The organism is Mycolicibacterium austroafricanum, from assembly GCF_902705885.1.
In the GTDB taxonomy this organism is placed as follows: domain Bacteria; phylum Actinomycetota; class Actinomycetes; order Mycobacteriales; family Mycobacteriaceae; genus Mycobacterium; species Mycobacterium vanbaalenii_A.
The window spans coordinates 29,495-45,741 of sequence record NZ_CACSIP010000045.1 but is presented as its reverse complement, the minus strand read 5'-3'; the positions used below and the strand labels follow the sequence as shown (position 1 = coordinate 45,741).

Genomic DNA, 16,247 nt, shown 5'->3' with positions numbered 1-16,247 from the left:
CCGATGACAGCGAATATCCGTGGAGACGCACTGCGTCTCGGGGTGTTCCTGGCTGTGTGCCTGCTCGGTGTGTTCGCGTTGTTCGCAGTGTTCGGGCAGATGCGCTTCGGTGAAGAGACCAACCGATTCCGGGCCGAGTTCCTCAGTGTGACCGGCCTCGAGACCAACGACTTCGTCCGGATCGCCGGGGTCGAGGTCGGCAAGGTCGAAAAGGTGCAGATCCAGCCCGACACCACCGCGCTCGTCGAGTTCACCGCCGACGACTCGGTGGTGCTCACCGAGGGCAGCAGAGCGGTCATCCGCTACGACGATCTGATCGGCGGCCGCTACCTGGCCCTGGAGGAAGGCGCCGGCGGAACGCAGCGACTCAACGCCGGCGACACCATCCCGCTCGCCCGCACCTCACCCGCATTGGACCTCGACGCACTGATCGGCGGGTTCCGGCCGCTGTTCCAGGCGCTGGATCCCGACCAGATCAATGCGCTGTCCGGGCAGCTCATCACCGCTCTGCAGGGTCAGGGTGGCACCATCAACTCGTTCCTGGCGCAGACCGCCGCACTGACGAGCACGCTGGCCGACCGCGACCAGTTGATCGGCGAGGTCATCCTCAACCTGAACTCGGTGCTCGGCTCTCTCGGGGATCAGAGCGACCAGTTCGGCAAGGCGGTCAGCTCACTGTCGGAACTGGTGGAGGCGCTCGAATCCCGCGGCGAGGAGATCAGCAGTGGGCTGGCCTACACCAACGCCGCGGCGGGCAGCATCACCGATCTGTTGGCTGAGGCTCGCCCACCCCTGCAGAAGGTGGTCCAGGAGACCGATCGCACCGCAGGCATCGTGGTGGCCGATGCCGACTACTTCGACAACCTCCTCAACACCCTGCCGGACGCCTATCAGGCGCTGGCGCGGCAGGGCCTCTACGGTGACTTCTTCAGTTTTTATCTGTGCGACATCGTCCTCAAGCTCAACGGCAAGGGCGGACAACCGGTGTATGTCAAGGTGGCCGGCCAGGAGACGGGGAGGTGCGCACCGCGATGAAGCCGTTCAGTGAGCGAAATCAGTTCGTCATCGGGGCCATCGGACTCGGGACTACAGCGGCCATCGTGCTCGGGGCGATGAACTACGAGAGGTTGCCGTTCGTCGAGCAGGGCCGTCAGTACACCGCGAACTTCGCCGAGGCCGGCGGCCTGACCACCGATGCCGCCGTTCAGGTTTCGGGCTTCAAGGTCGGTCAGGTCAAATCCATCGAGCTGGACGGACCGCAGGTGCTGGTGACGTTCACGGTGGACAAGGACATCCGGCTCGGCGACCGGACCGAGGCGGCGATCAAGACCAAGGGGCTGCTGGGGACCAAGATCCTCGAGGTCGTCGCACGCGGTGACGGCCGGCAAGACAGCACCATTCCGCTCGACCGCACCACCTCGCCCTACCAACTGCCCGATGCGCTCGGTGAGTTGGCCACCACCATCAGTGGACTCGACACCGATCAACTCTCCGAGTCGCTGCGGGTGCTCTCGGCGACATTCGCCGACACGCCACCGCAGTTGCGGATCGCGGTCGAGGGCGTGGCCCGGTTCTCCGACACCCTCAACGAGCGTGACGCCGAGTTGCGCAACCTGCTCGGCAACGCGAACAAGGCCACCACGGTGCTGGCCGAACGAAGCGATCAGGTGGTCAGCCTGGTCTCCGACACGAACGCGTTGCTGGCCGAACTGCAGAACCAGAGTGCGGCACTGGATCAGATTTCCGGCAGCATCTCGTCGCTCAGCGGCCAACTGCAGGGCTTCATCGGCGAGAACCGGGAAACCATGAGGCCGGCGCTGGACAAGCTCAACGGGGTGCTGACAATCCTGGACAACCGCAAGGAACGCCTGCAGAAGTCGCTGAACCTGCTGCACAAGTACTCCATGTCCCTGGGGGAGTCGGTATCGTCGGGGCCGTTCTTCAAGAACTACATCGCCAATCTGCTGCCCGGGCAGTTCTTGCAGCCGTTCATCGACGTGGCCTTCTCGGATCTGGGTCTGGACCCGAACGTGCTGCTGCCGTCCCAGCGCAGCGACCCGCAGGTCGGCCAGCCCGGCACACCCGCGATGCCGGTGCCGTTCCCGCGGACCGGCCAGGGTGGCGAACCCCGGATGACGATCCCGGATGCGATCACCGGCAACCCGGGTGATCAAGGCTGCGGCCCACCGGGATTGCCGTTGCCGGGGCCCACCGGTTGCTACCCGTACCGGGAGCCGCCGCCCGCTCCGCCGCCAGGCGGACCACCGCCGGGGCCGCCCGCGCCTGCGCCACACGGAATGGGGTCCACCCCGGTCCCGACGCCGAACCCCGTCTACGTTCCGGCGCCGGGTGAGGCACCTCCGCTGGCAGGGGGGACACCATGAGGAACACCCGAACCTGGGTGGCCGCCGTCCTGGCGCTATTGCTGGTAGCCGGAGTTGCCATCCTGGTGCGCACCACCGACGAGGTGAACCGGATCAACGTCGAGGCCTACTTCGACAACAGCAACGGCATCTACGAGGGCGACGACGTCCGGATCCTCGGGGTGCGTGTCGGCAGCATCACCTCGATCGAACCCGAACCGGAGCAGGTGAAGATCAGCTTCTGGTACGACAGCCGCTACGACGTGCCTGCGGATGCGAGCGCCGCGATCCTGTCGCCGGCGCTGGTGACCTCGCGTGCCATCCAGCTGACGCCCGCCTACACCGGCGGGCCGGTGATGGCCGACAACACGGTGATCCCGCTGGAGCGGACCGCGGTGCCGGTCGAGTGGGATCAGGTGCGCCGTCAATTGGAACGGCTCAGCGAGACGTTGCAGCCGACGGAGCCCGGCGGCGTCAGCCCGCTGGGGGCGGTGATCAACACCACCGCCGACAACCTGCGGGGCCAGGGTGCCAACATTCGCCAGACGGTCATCAAGCTGTCACAGGCGATCACGGCGCTCGGCGACAAGAGCACCGACATCTTCTCGACCATCAAGAACCTGGCGATCCTGGTGTCGGCGCTACAGGACAGCACGAACCTGATGCGCCAGCTCAACCAGAACCTGGCCTCGGTGACCGGCCTGCTTGCCGACGATCCCGGCGAAGTGGCCAGTGCGGTCCGAGATCTCGACGCGGTGGTCGGCGAGGTGCAGTCCTTCGTAGCCGACAATCGCGATGCGCTGGGCACCACCTCGGAGAAGCTGGCGGGGGTCACCACGGCGCTCAACGAGAGCCTGGACGACCTCACGCAGTTCCTGCACAGCGCGCCCAACAGTTTCCAGAACTATGTGAACATCTGGCAGCCCGCGCAGGGCGGCGCCAGTGCCATACTGGCGGTCAACAACTTCGCCAATCCGATCCAGTTCCTCTGTGGTGCAGTGCAAGCCGCGTCCAGGCTGGGAGCCGAAGAGTCGGCGAAGCTGTGTGTGCAGTACCTCGCGCCGATCATGAAGAACCGGCAGTACAACTTCCCGCCGCTGGGCCTGAACCAACTCGTCGGCGCCAGCACCCGGCCGAACGAGCTGACCTACAGCGAGGATTGGCTGCGCCCGGATTACATTCCGCCGCCCGGTCCGGCGGCCCCGGCCCCGGCTCCACCGCCCGCCGCTCCGGGCGCGGCTGTGCCGGCTGACGGCCCGCCGTTGGCCGCCGAGGTGCCGATGTCGACGAACCCGACCGACGGGTTGCACGGGATGATGGTCCCGACGGGAGCCGGTTCATGAGGCCGGCGTCGCGGGTGCGTACCGGGATCGGCGTCGCGCTGCTCTCCGTGGCGTTGGTGGCGTCCGGATGTGGTTGGCGCGGCCTGAACTCGATCCCGCTGCCGGGCACCGAGGGTGGCGGTCCTGGCTCATTCACCATCCAGGCGCAGATGCCCGACGTCGACAACGTCGAACGGAACTCCCGGGTTCGCGTCGGTGATGTCAACGTCGGCACCGTCACCGAGATCGAACGCCAGGGTTGGAACGCGTTGGTGACGATGACGCTCGACGGTGACGTGGTGTTGCCGGCCAACGCAACGGCCAAGATCGGCCAGACCAGCCTGCTGGGCTCTCAGCACATCGAGTTGTCGGCGCCTGCCGACGCGCCTCCGGAGGGCCGGCTCGAACAGGGCTCGCTGATCCCGCTCGAGAACGCGGGTGCGTTCCCCACCACCGAGCAGGCGCTGGCCGCGGTCGCCTTGCTGCTCAACGGTGGCGGTCTCGGCAACATCCAGGACATCACCGAGGCGCTCAGCGTCGCCTTCACCGGTCGCGAGAACGATCTGCGCAGCCTGATCGAGCAACTCGACATCGCGGTCGGGCACCTCGACGATCAGAAGAACGACATCATCACCACCTCGGAGAGCCTCAACAGCCTGGTCGGTCAGATCGCCGAGCAGAAGCCGGTGGTGGACGAGGCGCTGCGGACGATCCCTGACGCGCTGGCGGTGCTGCGCGACCAGCGCGAGATGCTCTCCGAGACGCTGGTGCAGCTCGGAAGGTTCAGTGCGCTGGCGGCGGACTCGGTCAACCAGACCAGGGAAGCTCTCGTCCAGGAGCTCAGGGATCTCGGACCGGTGCTGCAGTCGCTGGCCGATGCCGGTCCGGCGCTGACGCGGTCGCTGAGCTTCCTGCCGACCTTCCCGTTCCCGAAGGAGACGCTGACCAACTGGCTGCGCGGCGACTATGCCAACCTGTCGCTGATCGTCGACCTGACGCTGAGTCGGATCGACGCCGGCTTCTTCACCGGCACCCGGTGGGAGTGCAATCTGACGTGGCTGGAGTTGCAGTGGGGCCGCACGGTGGGGCAGATGCCCAGCCCGTGCAACCACCACGTCCCGCCACCTGGCGGCAATCCGTTGCTCGTGCCGTACCGCTGGGATCAGGGGCCATGACATGCGCGTGACAAGACAGATGCTGATCCAGCTGGCGATCTTCTCCGTGGTGGCTTCTACGGCGCTGGCGATCATGGTGTTCGGATACATCCGACTGCCGGCGATGCTGGGCATCGGCCAGTACCGGGTGACCCTCGAACTGCCGGAGACCGGCGGGCTCTATGAGCGCAGCAATGTCACCTACCGTGGCTCCCACGTGGGCATCGTCGACAGTGTCGGACTCACCGACACCGGCGTGGCGGCGCAGCTCTCGCTGAACTCCAACGTCGAGATCCCTGCCGACCTGGTGGCCGAGGTGCACAGTCGGTCGGCGGTCGGTGAGCTGTTCGTGGAGCTGCTGCCGCAGAGCAGCGACGGCCCCGAGCTGAGTGACGGCGACGTGATCCCGCGGGACCGCGCGGTGGTGCCCGTCGACGTGAACACCGTGCTGGAACTGACCAACACCGGTCTGCAGGCCATTCCGCAGGACAACCTCCGCACGGTGGTCGACGAGGCGTACCTCGCGGTGGGCGGGCTCGGCCCCGAACTGCGCCGACTGGTCAGCGGTTCTGCGACATTGGCGATCGACGCCCGGGAGAACCTGGACTCGCTGACCACGGTGATCGACGACGTCCAGCCGGTCCTGGACTCCCAGACCGACACCTCGGGTTCCATTCGGGCGTGGGCGTCGAACCTGGCGAATGTCACCGGTCAGCTGCAGCGCGAGGATGGCGCGGTGTCGGGCATCCTCAGCAAGGGACCTGGCGCGGCCGAAGAGGTGCGGGCGCTGTTCGATCAGCTGCAACCGACCCTGCCGATCGTGCTGGCCAACCTGGCCAGCATCGGCGAGGTCGCCGTCACCTACCAGCCGAACCTCGAGCAACTGTTGGTGCTGCTTCCGCAGGGTACCGCGGTCACCCAGGGCGTCGGAGTGGCCAAGAACGGGACCAAGCAGGACTACATGGGTGACTACCTCACCTTGAATCTCAACCTGAACATCCCGCCGCCCTGCAACACCGGCTTCCTGCCGATCCAGCAGCAGCGGGCACCGACGTTCGAGGACTATCCGGACAGGCCGGCGGGAGACTTGTACTGCCGCGTCCCGCAGGACGGGCCGTTCAACGTCCGGGGTGCCCGCAACATCCCGTGTGTCACGGTGCCGGGCAAACGCGCACCGACCGCGAGGATGTGTGAAAGCGACGAGGACTACGTGCCGTTGAACGATGGATACAACTGGAAGGGCGACCCGAACGCCACGATCTCCGGGCAGGCCGTCCCCCAGTTGCCGCCAGGCTCACCACCTGCAGAAGCGCTCCCGCCACCGCCTCCGGCGCCGCCTGCATTGGCAGCCGCCGAATATGATCCGGCGAGCGGCACGTACGTTGGACCGGACGGACGTGTCTACACACAGTCCAACCTGGCCCGGAGTGCCGCAGAGGAGCAAACATGGCAGACGATGCTGCTGCCCCCGAAGGGGAACTGACGAAGGCGAACCCAGCGTCCGGCGTCGCGAACTCGGAGTCGCAGGCGGTCGAAGAGACCGCCGCCGAGGACGAGACGACGGCCACCGACGAAGCCGAAATCGACGACGCCGATATCGATGAAGCCGAAATCGATGACGCCGATGACGGTGACATCGATGAAGCGGCTCGTGCGCGCCGCCCGATGTCGCACGTCAAAGTCGCGCTGATCGCAGGTCTCGCCGGGGTGGTGGCGCTGGCCGGTCTGACGGGCTGGCTCGGGTACCGGGCGTACGAGTCGACCCAGGCCGAGGCGCAGCGCAACCTGTTCCTCCAGGTGGGACGGCAGGGCGCGCTGAACCTCACCACCATCAACTTCGAGACCGCCGAAGCGGACGTTCAGCGCATCCTCGACTCGGCGACCGGCACCTTCTACGACGACTTCCAGCAGCGCGCGCAGCCCTTCGTCGAGGTGGTCAAGCAGGCGCAGTCGAAGTCCGAAGGCACCATCGCCGAGGCGGGTCTGGAGTCGTCGAGCGAGCGCGAGGCTCAGGTTCTGGTCGCGGTCAGCGTGAGGACGACCAACGCCGGTGCACCCGAACAGGAACCGCGGGCATGGCGGATGCGGCTGCTGGTGGAGCAGGTCGGCGACGAGGCCAAGGTGTCCAACGTGGAGTTCGTACCGTGAGCACAGACAAGACCGAGAAGGCGACCACGACCGTGGAGGACGACGCTGCTGTGGGTGCCAAGACCGATCCGGATGTCCAGGCTGTCGAAGACACCGAGACCACCGACGAGGCTGTCGAGGATGCCGACGCAGCGGACCCTGCCGAGGTCGAGACCGAGGAATCCGACGGCGCCTCCGATGCTGCGACCGCGCCGGCCGCTCCGAAGCGCGGCATCCAGTGGACGCGGCTCGTGGCGTTCGCGCTGCTGCCTGCACTCGCGCTCGCGCTCGCGCTGGGGGCCGGATACCTCAAGTGGCTGGACAACTCGGTCCGCAACAGCGAGGTGGCGGCTGCGACGTCGGTCCAGGCCGCCAGGGACACCACGATCGCGCTGCTGTCGTACGCACCCGACACCGTCGAGGAACAGCTCGGGGCGGCACGGGATCTACTGACCGGTGAGTTCCGCGACTCCTACACCTCGCTGACCAACGATGTGGTGATCCCCGGCGCCAAGGAGCAGCAGATCTCTGCGGTGGCCTCGGTTCCGGCGGCGGCCTCGGTCTCGGCGACGCAGAACGAGGCAGTGGTCCTGGTGTTCGTCAACCAGACGGTGATCGTCGGGCAGGACGCGCCCACAGACACCGCGTCGAGTGTGCGGGTGACGCTGAAGAAGGTCGACGACCGCTGGCTGATCTCACAGTTCGACCCGGTGTAACAGCGCGCCCCGGCCTGACTGGGCAGTTCAGCAGCACCGCCTAGCGTGGGCATCATGACGGTCCGCCGCCTCGCCCCGGTCGACGCACAGACGTACTGGATGTCGGCCGCCATCCCCAATGACCAGTTCCTGCTGTACGGCTTCGCTGCGGATTCGGTGGGGGTGGGCCGTGCGGTGCAGGAGATCGAGGAAAGGTCACAGCGCTGCGCCGAACTCCGATTGCGGATCTGCGACGACCGGTCCTGGCGCTATCCGGCTTGGGAGTCCCGCGAGGTCGGACCGGACCAGTTCGTGGTGCACGAACTGGCCGAGCGCACCTGGCGGGGTTGTCTCGCCGCGGTGACGGAGTTGGCCGACCACCAGCTCGAGCCGCGGGAGATGACGTGGCGGCTGCACGTCTTCCCCGACATCGAAGGCATTCCGGACGTCCCGCGGGGCACGGTGGCGGTGCTTCAGGTTTGTCACGCGCTCGCCGACGGCGTCCGGTCCTCGGCGCTGGCGGGCTACTTGTTCGGCCGCGTCGGCCCCGGCCCGGGCGCGGTCAGCTCACCGCACACCGCGGCCGGACTTCCGGCGCGCGCGTTGGCGGCCGCGCGCGGCCATCGCAGACTGGTCCGCGACACCGCCGCAGGAGTGGTTCCTCCCCAGGCGGTTTCGGTGCCCGCACTACGCAGCAATGCCCGCCCGTCCGGACCACGGCACGTGCGTACGGTGTTCTGCACACCCGGACATCTGCCGGGGCCGACGGTGACGGTCGGGGTGCTGTCGGCGGTATCCACGGCTCTGTCCGGGCACCTGCGCGAGCTCGGTGACGACCCGTCGCTGCTCGGCGCGGAAGTGCCGATGGCCAGAACAGGTCCGCGGTTGGCGCACAACCACTTCGGAAACGTCAGCGTCGGGCTCTACCCCGACGCGGACGCCGGGCTGCGGATCCGCCGGATCGTCGCCGACCTGCGGCAGCGCCGCCGCCGGGCCGCCCACCCGGCGATGCGTGCCGAAAGCGCCGCATTCGCCTCCATCCCGGCGCCGATACTTCGTTGGGGAGTAAGACAATTCGACCCCGAGGTCCGGTCGCCCACCGTGGCGGGCAACACCGTGGTGTCCAGCGTCAACCGCGGCGCGAAGGACCTTCGGTTCGGCGGGGCGCCGGTCCTGGTGACCGCCGGTTTTCCCGGCCTGTCGCCGATGATGGGGGTGACACATGGCGTGCACGGGATCGGCGACACGATCGCGGTCAGTGTGCACGCAGCGGAGTCGGCGATCGGAGAGGTCGACGCATACCTGCAGCGATTGGAGCACGCACTGCGAGATCAGGTTTGACCCGCCTGCGCGGTAGCGACGCTGTGCATCGACTGGGTCGCCGCCGCGCGGTCGTCACCCATCCCCACCAGCGTGTCGATGATCAGCGGGCCCAGGATCTGGATCAGCCCGTGGCCTTCGTGGCCGAAGAAGCCGGCCATCTCGAGCAGCACGGCGCCGTGGTTGATGCTCCACAGTCGGCCGGCCACGGCCAGTTCGTCGTCGTCGCGGATCCGGCCCGCGACCATCATCCGGTGCACGGCGCTGTGGAGCGCCCCGAAGGAATTGGCCCATTCGGCGCGGTCGGTCGCACTGCCGGCGACGGTGAGGTCGGCCCGGTGGACTGCGATCGACGCCGGTGTGGACGTGCCGAACATCAACTGGTAGCGCGCAGGATGAGTGAGTGCGAAGCGGTGATAGGCCAGGCCCATCGCGAGAAAGTCCGCCACCGGATCATCGGTCTCGGGCACCTCGGTCAGCGCTTGGGTGAACCGCGAGAACACCTCGACGGCGATGGCGTCGAGCAGACCCGTCATCCCACCGAAGTGCGTGTAGACCGCCATGGTCGAGGTGCCGGTCTCGGCAGCGACGTTGCGTGCGCTGAGCGCGGGTAATCCGTCGCGCTCGAGGATCCGCACCCCCGCCTCGATCAACAGGTCGCGTGGTTCACTCACAGCTGCCATGTAACCATAACGCTGTTATCAACAGCGTGCGTGGCGGCTCAGCCGACAGTGGCCGGCTCGCGAATCGCGACATCCATCTCGGTGAACTCGCGTTCGATGTCCTCGTTCTCGCGTGTGGTCGCCAGCGAGACCGCGACGGCGACGACCGCGCAGGCGATGAATCCGGGAACGATTTCGTACATCGCGCTGGCCAGTGCCTCGGTCTGGCCCCAGATGCCGACCACCACCGCGCCGGTGATCATGCCGCCGATCGCACCGGCGGAGGTCAGCCTGCGCCAGAACAGCGACAGGATGATCAGCGGGCCGAACGCCGCACCGAAGCCTGCCCACGCGAAGCCGACGAGGTCAAGGATCGTCCCGTCCGGGTTCAGGGCCAGGGCGATGGCCACCACCGCGACCGTCAAGACGCCGAGCCTGCCGTAGTTGACCAGCTTTGTCGGGCTGGTCTCCTTGCCGAACGCCCGATAGATGTCTTCGACCAGGGCCGACGAGCAGACGATCAGCTGCGACGAGATGGTCGACATGACTGCGGCGAGCACCGCCGCGAGCACGATCCCCGCGACGAAGGGGTGGAACATGATCTGTGCCAGTTGCAGGAACACGGTCTCGGGGTTGTCGAGTGTCTCCCCTTGGTTGAAGAAGTACGCCAGGCCCGCGAAACCGGTGGCGATGGCGCCCAGCGCGCTGAGCACCATCCAGCTGATGCCGATTCGGCGGCCGGCTTTGGCGTCTGCGGGGGACCGAAGAGCCATGAACCGGACGATGATGTGGGGCTGACCGAAGTAGCCGAGCCCCCAGGCCGCAGCGGACAGTACGGCCATGATGCTGCCGCCGTAGAACAGCGAGGTGCGGTGGATCTCGTCACCGGGATCGGCGAGGTTGTGGGCGGTGTCTGCGGCCTGGATCGCGGTGACCACCTCACCCGGACCGCCGACGGCGATGATCGTGACCACCGGAACCACGATGAGGGTGGCGAGCATCAACAGCCCCTGCGCGACATCGGTGAGGGTGGCGCCGAGAAATCCTCCGAACAGGGTGTAGCTCAACGTGACTCCGGCGACGAGCAACATGCCGAACAGGTAGGACGAGCCGAACGTGGTCTCGAAGAACACCCCGCCGGCCACCATGCCGGACGACACGTAGAAGGTGAAGAAGACCAGGATGATCACCCCGGCCGCGATCCGCAGGACATGTGAGTGGTCGCGCAGCCGGTTCTCGAAGAAGCTCGGCACGGTGATCGAGTTGTTGGCGATCTGGGTGTAGGCCCGCAGCCGCGGGGCGATGAAGCGCCAGTTGAGGTAGGCGCCGATCACCAGCCCGATGACGATCCACGACTCCCCGAGGCCCGCGACGTAGATGGCGCCGGGCACACCGAGGAGCAGCCAGCCCGACATGTCGGAGGCGCCCGCAGACAATGCCGCGACACCGGGATGGAGCCTGCGGCCGCCGAGCATGTAATCGTCCAGATCGCTGGTCTGGCGGTAGGCGTAGTACCCGATCGCGATCATCGCGGCGAAGTACAGCCCGATGGCCAGGATTTGATACGTGGAGTCGGTCATAACGATGTCCTGTTCCCTTGGGGGTGCGTCCCGGCCACGTGAGGTAGATCTCAGTAAAGCCGGAAAGCGACATGAATCATTTGGCGCATCGCACCAGAAATCCAGCCGAGGCTTGTCCTGACGGACAAGGCCGGCTGCCAGGGCCGCCACCCCGGCCGGGCGCGCCCGTGCAGCCGGGGCGGTTGCCGTCCTGTGATAACGGTGTTATACAGAGGGCGCGTATAACGCTGTTATCGGAAGGTCGGGCGATGGGGAATCGCTATCTCGAAGGCGCCTTTGCGCCGCTGTCGGAAGAATTCACGCTCACCGACCTCGAAGTGATCGGAACGATCCCGGACCACCTCGACGGCCGTTACCTACGGAACGGTCCGAACCCCGTCGGCGAGATCGATCCCGACCTGTACCACTGGTTCGTCGGTGACGGGATGGTCCACGGGATCCGCATCCGCGACGGCAGCGCCGAGTGGTACCGCAACCGGTGGGTCCGCGGCCCGCTCACCGCCGGCGCGCTCGGTGAGCCGGCGCCTCCCGGGCGGTTCCCGATCTCCGGCGTGGGCGCCAACACCAACGTGATCGGCCACGCCGGCAAGACGCTCGCGCTGATCGAAGCCGGGGTTGCGAACTACGAGTTGACCGACGAACTCGACACCGTGGGTGTGTGCGACTTCGACGGGACGTTGGCCGGCGGCTACACCGCCCACCCCAAACGGGATCCCGACACCGGGGAGTTGCACGCGGTGTCCTACAGCATGTTGCGGGGGAATACCGTGCAGTACTCGGTGATCGGCACCGACGGCAGGGCGCGGCGCACGGTGGACATCGAGGTCACGGGCAGCCCGATGATGCACGACTTCTCGTTGACCGAGCGTCATGTGGTGTTCTACGACCTACCGGTCACCTTTGATGTCCGCCAGGCGGCGACCATGGGCGTGCCCCGCGGGCTTCGGTTGCCCGCTCAACTGTTGTTGTCCGCCGTCATCGGCAGGGTCCGTGTCCCTGATCCCGTCGCCGCTCGCCGCCCTGGCGGCCACGCGTCTGACCGTCGCTTCCCGTACTCGTGGAACCCGAAGTACCCGGCCCGGATCGGTGTGATGCCGCGCGCGGGCGGCAACGCCGACGTCCGCTGGTTCGACGTCGAGCCCTGTTACGTCTTCCATCCGATGAACGCCTACGACGACGGCGGCGCCGTCGTCTGTGACGTCGTGCGTCACCCGAAGATGTTCGACACCGACCACCTCGGCCCCAACGACGGGCCGCCGACGCTGGAGCGGTGGACCGTCGATCTCGCCGACGGCAAGGTCCGTGAGTCGCGCATCGACGACCGGGCGCAGGAGTTCCCCCGAGTCGACGAGCGACTGGTCGGCAAGCGACACCGGTACGGCTACGCCCCCAGTGTCGGCGAAGGCACCGACGGCTCCGACACGCTGCTCAAACACGACCTGGTCGGCGGCAACACCGCGGCTCGCAGCTTCGGCGAAGGAAAGGCGCTGGGTGAGTTCATCTTCCAGCCTTCATCCGAGCATGCCGCCGAGGATGACGGGGTGCTGATGGGCTACGTGTACGACCGGTCGACCGACCGCAGCGAACTGGCCATCCTCGATGCCCAGAGCCTGTGCGACATCGCCGTCATCAGGCTGCCGCATCGTGTCCCGGCGGGATTCCACGGCAACTGGGTGCCCGCCGCGTAGGTGCGCTCAGTCGTGGCAGCGAACGTACGGTAATTGACGGATCCCATCAGATTGCGTGCACTCGCGGCGTGTCGAGTTGTCCTCGGCGGGGACGGGGGGTGCGCGGCGACGTTACGCATGCCCTAGATTCTGTTGCATGACTGCCTACGACGTCGGACTCCTGATCCTGCGAGTTGTCCTCGGTCTGACCATGGCCGCGCACGGCTACAACAAGTTCTTCGGAAAGGGCGGGCTCAAGGGCACCGCGGGCTGGTTCGACAGCATGGGGATGAAGCCGGGCATGTTCCACGCTCGCATCGCCGCCACCACGGAGATGGCAGCGGGCCTTGGGCTGGCGGTCGGTCTGCTCACCCCGATCCCGGCGGCGGGCTTCGTCGCGCTGATGCTCGTCGCGGCCTGGACCGTGCACCGGCCCAACGGCTTCTTCATCGTCAAGGAGGGCTGGGAGTACAACCTGGTGCTGGCAGTGGCGGCGGTCGCGGTCGCGACCCTCGGCGCCGGCAAGCTCAGCCTGGACTACCTGCTGTTCTCCGGAACCGGCCTCTACGACCTGCTGCACGGGTGGTGGGGCCTGGTCATCGCCGCTGCTCTCGGGCTCGCCGGCGGCATCGGCCAGCTGGTCATCTTCTACCGGCCGCCGGCCAAGCAGGACGCCTGAGGTCGTCCGCGAGAAGACACAAACTCGCCCGTTTTCCCACCTGACTGAGCGATTTTGTGTCTGTTCGCGCCAGCGGGAACTGGAACACGTTCTAGTCTGACCGGCATGGGTTTTCTCAAGCAGGACGCGCCCGTCGTCGACTATGCGCAGTGGAGTAAGGGAACCCGCGCCGAGCGGATCGTCCCGATGGCCCGGCACTGGGCCGAGGTCGGGTTCGGCACGCCCGTCGTGATGCACCTGTTCTACGTCGTCAAGATCGCGCTGTACGTCCTCGCGGCGTGGCTGATCGTATTGAGCACCGCCGGGGTGGACGGCTTCACCGACGTCGGCTCCTGGTACGCCGAGCCGATCGTCTACCAGAAGGTCGTGTTCTTCACGATGCTGTTCGAGGTCGTCGGGTTGGGCTGCGGGTTCGGGCCGCTGAACAACCGCTTCTTCCCGCCGATGGGGTCCATCCTGTACTGGTTGCGGACCCAGACGATTCGGCTGCCACCATGGCCGGGCCGGGTCCCGCTGACAAGCGGCGACTCGCGGACGCCATTGGACGTGCTGCTCTACGCCGCGCTGCTGGTGATGCTGGTGGTCGCTCTCTTTTCCGATGGCACCGGTCCCATTCCGGAACTCGGCAGTGAGGTCGGGGTGCTGCAGGTGTGGCAGACCGCGACGATCCTGGGTCTGCTCGCCGTGGCCGGCCTGCGCGACAAGGTGATCTTCCTGGCGGCCCGCGGGGAGGTGTACGGCGCGTTGGCGGTGTGCTTCCTGTTCAGCGGCGCCGACATCGTCATCGCCGCCAAACTGGTGTGCCTGGTCATCTGGATCGGGGCGGCGACCTCCAAGCTCAACAAGCATTTCCCGTTCGTCATCTCGACGATGATGAGCAATAACCCGGTCATCCGGCCCCGCTGGATCAAGCGGCGATTCTTCGAGCACTTTCCCGACGACCTGCGCCCGGGGCGAGTGTCACGGTGGCTCGCCCACTTCAGCACGGCGATCGAGATGCTGATCCCGCTGGTGCTGTTCTTCAGCCATGGCGGTTGGGTCACCGCCGTCGCCGCCTTCGTGATGCTGTGCTTCCACTTCGGCATCCTGTCGGCCATCCCGATGGGGGTGCCGCTGGAGTGGAACGTCTTCATGATGTTCAGCGTGCTCGCCCTGTTCGTCGGGCACGCCGGTGTGGGCCTCGGCGACCTGCAGAGTCCGTGGCCGATCGTGTTGTTCGCAGTCGTCGCGGGCACCGTCGTGCTGGGAAATCTGTTCCCCCGCAAGGTCTCCTTCCTCCCCGGCATGCGGTACTACGCGGGCAACTGGGACACCTCGCTGTGGTGCGTCAAGCCCTCGGCTGCGGCGAAGATCGAGAACGGCATCGTCGCGATCGCCAGCATGCCTGCCGCGCAGATGGAGAAGTTCTACGGCAGCAAGGAGACCGCGGAGATGTACCAGTACATGGGGTATGCGTTCCGCTCGTTCAACACCCACGGCCGGGCGATGTTCACGCTGGCGCACCGCGTCATGGCCGGGGACGACGAATCCGGGTTCGTGCTGACCGACGGTGAGCGGATCTGCAGCACCGCCATCGGCTGGAACTTCGGCGACGGGCACATGCACAACGAGCAGTTGATCGCGGCGCTGCAGAAGCGGTGTCGTTTCGAGCCCGGCGAGGTCAGGGTGATGCTGCTCGACGCGCAACCGATTCACAAGCAGCGCCAGGAGTACCGGCTCGTGGATGCGGCCACCGGTGAGTTCGAACGTGGCTTCGTGCGGGTCGCCGACATGGTGACCAGGCAGCCCTGGGACGACACCGTGCCGGTCACCGTGACGTGGCGCAAAGACGGTGCCGACGCACCCGGCTAACCCATCACATCGCGGATCGGCACACTCTCCAGGCCGGCCAGCAACAACTCCCGCGACGTGTCCAGGTGTCTGCGCCAGTGCGCTTCCGCGCCCTCGGCATCGCCGGCCCGCAGGTACTGCATGAGCTTGCGGTAGGACCGCACCAGCTTGTCGTAGTCTGCCTTCGAGACCGGGCGGCGCTCCTTGAACACGAACGCCGTGTGCCGGACCGTGATCTCGTGCAGCATCCCGGCGACGATGCTCAACGTCGCGTTGCCGGACAGCTGCACCACCCGCAGGTGAAACGCCCCGGTGGTCTCGGCCAGCCGACCGGACTGCCAGCCCTCGGCGATGAGCGCCTCCAGCATCTGGTCGAGTTCGTCGAACGCCTCGGTGGGGCCGGCCTGGGCGAGCAGACGGGCGGCCATCGGCTCGATGCCGGACTTCGCGGTCAGCAGGTCGGCGATCGTCGCTCCGGACAACTCCAGCAGCAGGCCCGCTGGCCGGGCCACGATCTCCGGTCCCGGCACCCGGACCCGGGCCCCGGTGCGGGAGCCGCGCCGCACCTCGACGAGGCGCTCGGATTCCAGCACGCGCACCGCCTCGCGCAGGGTGGGCCGGCTCACGCCGAAGTGGGCCATCAGCTCGGCTTCGTTGGGCAGAAAGTCGCCGTCGGTGAGGGTTCCGTCGACCACCATTCGGCGCAGGGTGCCCGCGACGAGTTCGGCGGTCTTCGGCGACCGGACCACCGCACCGCCAGCGGTGGCGTCCGGCCCGATCATCGGCGCCAGCCGGGTGCTACGCGTCATGACCTCTCCCAACACCTGGTCACCAACGAATCGGCGAGC

General features: G+C 67.1%; 14 protein-coding genes. 11 read left to right on the top strand and 3 right to left on the bottom strand.

The features are described from left to right. Nucleotides 1-3 precede the first annotated feature (3 nt). The 8 genes from BEMPMBAN_RS25185 to BEMPMBAN_RS25150 are packed head-to-tail and all read left to right on the top strand — an operon-like array spanning nucleotide 4 to nucleotide 9,002. Nucleotides 4-1,035: a virulence factor Mce family protein gene (locus tag BEMPMBAN_RS25185; RefSeq protein ID WP_159234135.1), complete on the top strand. Its 1,032-nt coding sequence runs from the start codon at nucleotides 4-6 to the stop codon at nucleotides 1,033-1,035. Continuing rightward, nucleotides 1,032-2,384: an MCE family protein gene (locus BEMPMBAN_RS25180; protein WP_159234133.1), complete on the top strand. Its 1,353-nt coding sequence runs from the start codon at nucleotides 1,032-1,034 to the stop codon at nucleotides 2,382-2,384. Before BEMPMBAN_RS25185 ends, BEMPMBAN_RS25180 begins: the two co-directional genes overlap by 4 nt. Beyond that, complete coding sequence (locus tag BEMPMBAN_RS25175; RefSeq protein WP_159234131.1) at nucleotides 2,381-3,706, top strand: MCE family protein; 1,326 nt, start codon at nucleotides 2,381-2,383, stop codon at nucleotides 3,704-3,706. The genes BEMPMBAN_RS25180 and BEMPMBAN_RS25175 overlap by 4 nt, the downstream gene beginning before the upstream one ends. Further along, on the top strand, nucleotides 3,703-4,860 hold the full coding sequence (locus BEMPMBAN_RS25170; RefSeq protein WP_159234129.1) for an MCE family protein: 1,158 nt from the start codon (nucleotides 3,703-3,705) through the stop codon (nucleotides 4,858-4,860). The genes BEMPMBAN_RS25175 and BEMPMBAN_RS25170 overlap by 4 nt, the downstream gene beginning before the upstream one ends. Before the next feature lies 1 nt (nucleotide 4,861). Beyond that, complete coding sequence (locus tag BEMPMBAN_RS25165) at nucleotides 4,862-6,322, top strand: MCE family protein (RefSeq protein ID WP_159234127.1); 1,461 nt, start codon at nucleotides 4,862-4,864, stop codon at nucleotides 6,320-6,322. After that, on the top strand, nucleotides 6,286-6,987 hold the full coding sequence (locus tag BEMPMBAN_RS25160) for an Rv1363c family protein (protein WP_159234125.1): 702 nt from the start codon (nucleotides 6,286-6,288) through the stop codon (nucleotides 6,985-6,987). Before BEMPMBAN_RS25165 ends, BEMPMBAN_RS25160 begins: the two co-directional genes overlap by 37 nt. Next, complete coding sequence (locus BEMPMBAN_RS25155) at nucleotides 6,984-7,682, top strand: Rv1363c family protein (protein ID WP_234897693.1); 699 nt, start codon at nucleotides 6,984-6,986, stop codon at nucleotides 7,680-7,682. The genes BEMPMBAN_RS25160 and BEMPMBAN_RS25155 overlap by 4 nt, the downstream gene beginning before the upstream one ends. Before the next feature lie 54 nt (nucleotides 7,683-7,736). Further along, the gene (locus BEMPMBAN_RS25150) at nucleotides 7,737-9,002 is read left to right on the top strand and encodes a WS/DGAT domain-containing protein (RefSeq protein ID WP_159234123.1); all 1,266 of its coding nucleotides are present in this window, start codon (nucleotides 7,737-7,739) and stop codon (nucleotides 9,000-9,002) included. On the opposite strand, the gene BEMPMBAN_RS25145 is transcribed toward BEMPMBAN_RS25150, so the two are convergent. Continuing rightward, nucleotides 8,993-9,655 (bottom strand): TetR/AcrR family transcriptional regulator, encoded by a 663-nt coding sequence (locus tag BEMPMBAN_RS25145; RefSeq protein WP_234897692.1) that lies wholly within the window; start codon nucleotides 9,653-9,655, stop codon nucleotides 8,993-8,995. The two genes, BEMPMBAN_RS25150 and BEMPMBAN_RS25145, sit on opposite strands and share 10 nt — an antisense overlap. Nucleotides 9,656-9,702: 47 nt before the next feature. Beyond that, a complete protein-coding gene (putP, locus tag BEMPMBAN_RS25140; protein ID WP_159234119.1) occupies nucleotides 9,703-11,223 on the bottom strand; it encodes a sodium/proline symporter PutP in 1,521 nt (506 codons plus the stop codon). Between the two features lie 248 nt (nucleotides 11,224-11,471). Here putP and BEMPMBAN_RS25135 point away from each other — a divergent pair, with 248 nt between their 5' ends. From BEMPMBAN_RS25135 to BEMPMBAN_RS25125, 3 genes are all read left to right on the top strand, one after another. Then, on the top strand, nucleotides 11,472-12,911 hold the full coding sequence (locus tag BEMPMBAN_RS25135; RefSeq protein ID WP_159234117.1) for a carotenoid oxygenase family protein: 1,440 nt from the start codon (nucleotides 11,472-11,474) through the stop codon (nucleotides 12,909-12,911). Nucleotides 12,912-13,047: 136 nt separating this feature from the next. After that, nucleotides 13,048-13,569, top strand: coding sequence for a DoxX family protein (locus BEMPMBAN_RS25130; RefSeq protein WP_159234115.1), 522 nt, complete (start codon nucleotides 13,048-13,050; stop codon nucleotides 13,567-13,569). 105 nt (nucleotides 13,570-13,674) lie between these two features. Further along, a complete protein-coding gene (locus BEMPMBAN_RS25125; protein ID WP_159234113.1) occupies nucleotides 13,675-15,420 on the top strand; it encodes a DUF3556 domain-containing protein in 1,746 nt (581 codons plus the stop codon). On the opposite strand, the gene BEMPMBAN_RS25120 is transcribed toward BEMPMBAN_RS25125, so the two are convergent. After that, nucleotides 15,417-16,208 (bottom strand): FadR/GntR family transcriptional regulator, encoded by a 792-nt coding sequence (locus tag BEMPMBAN_RS25120; RefSeq protein WP_159234111.1) that lies wholly within the window; start codon nucleotides 16,206-16,208, stop codon nucleotides 15,417-15,419. The genes BEMPMBAN_RS25125 and BEMPMBAN_RS25120 overlap by 4 nt on opposite strands. Nucleotides 16,209-16,247: the final 39 nt, after the last annotated feature.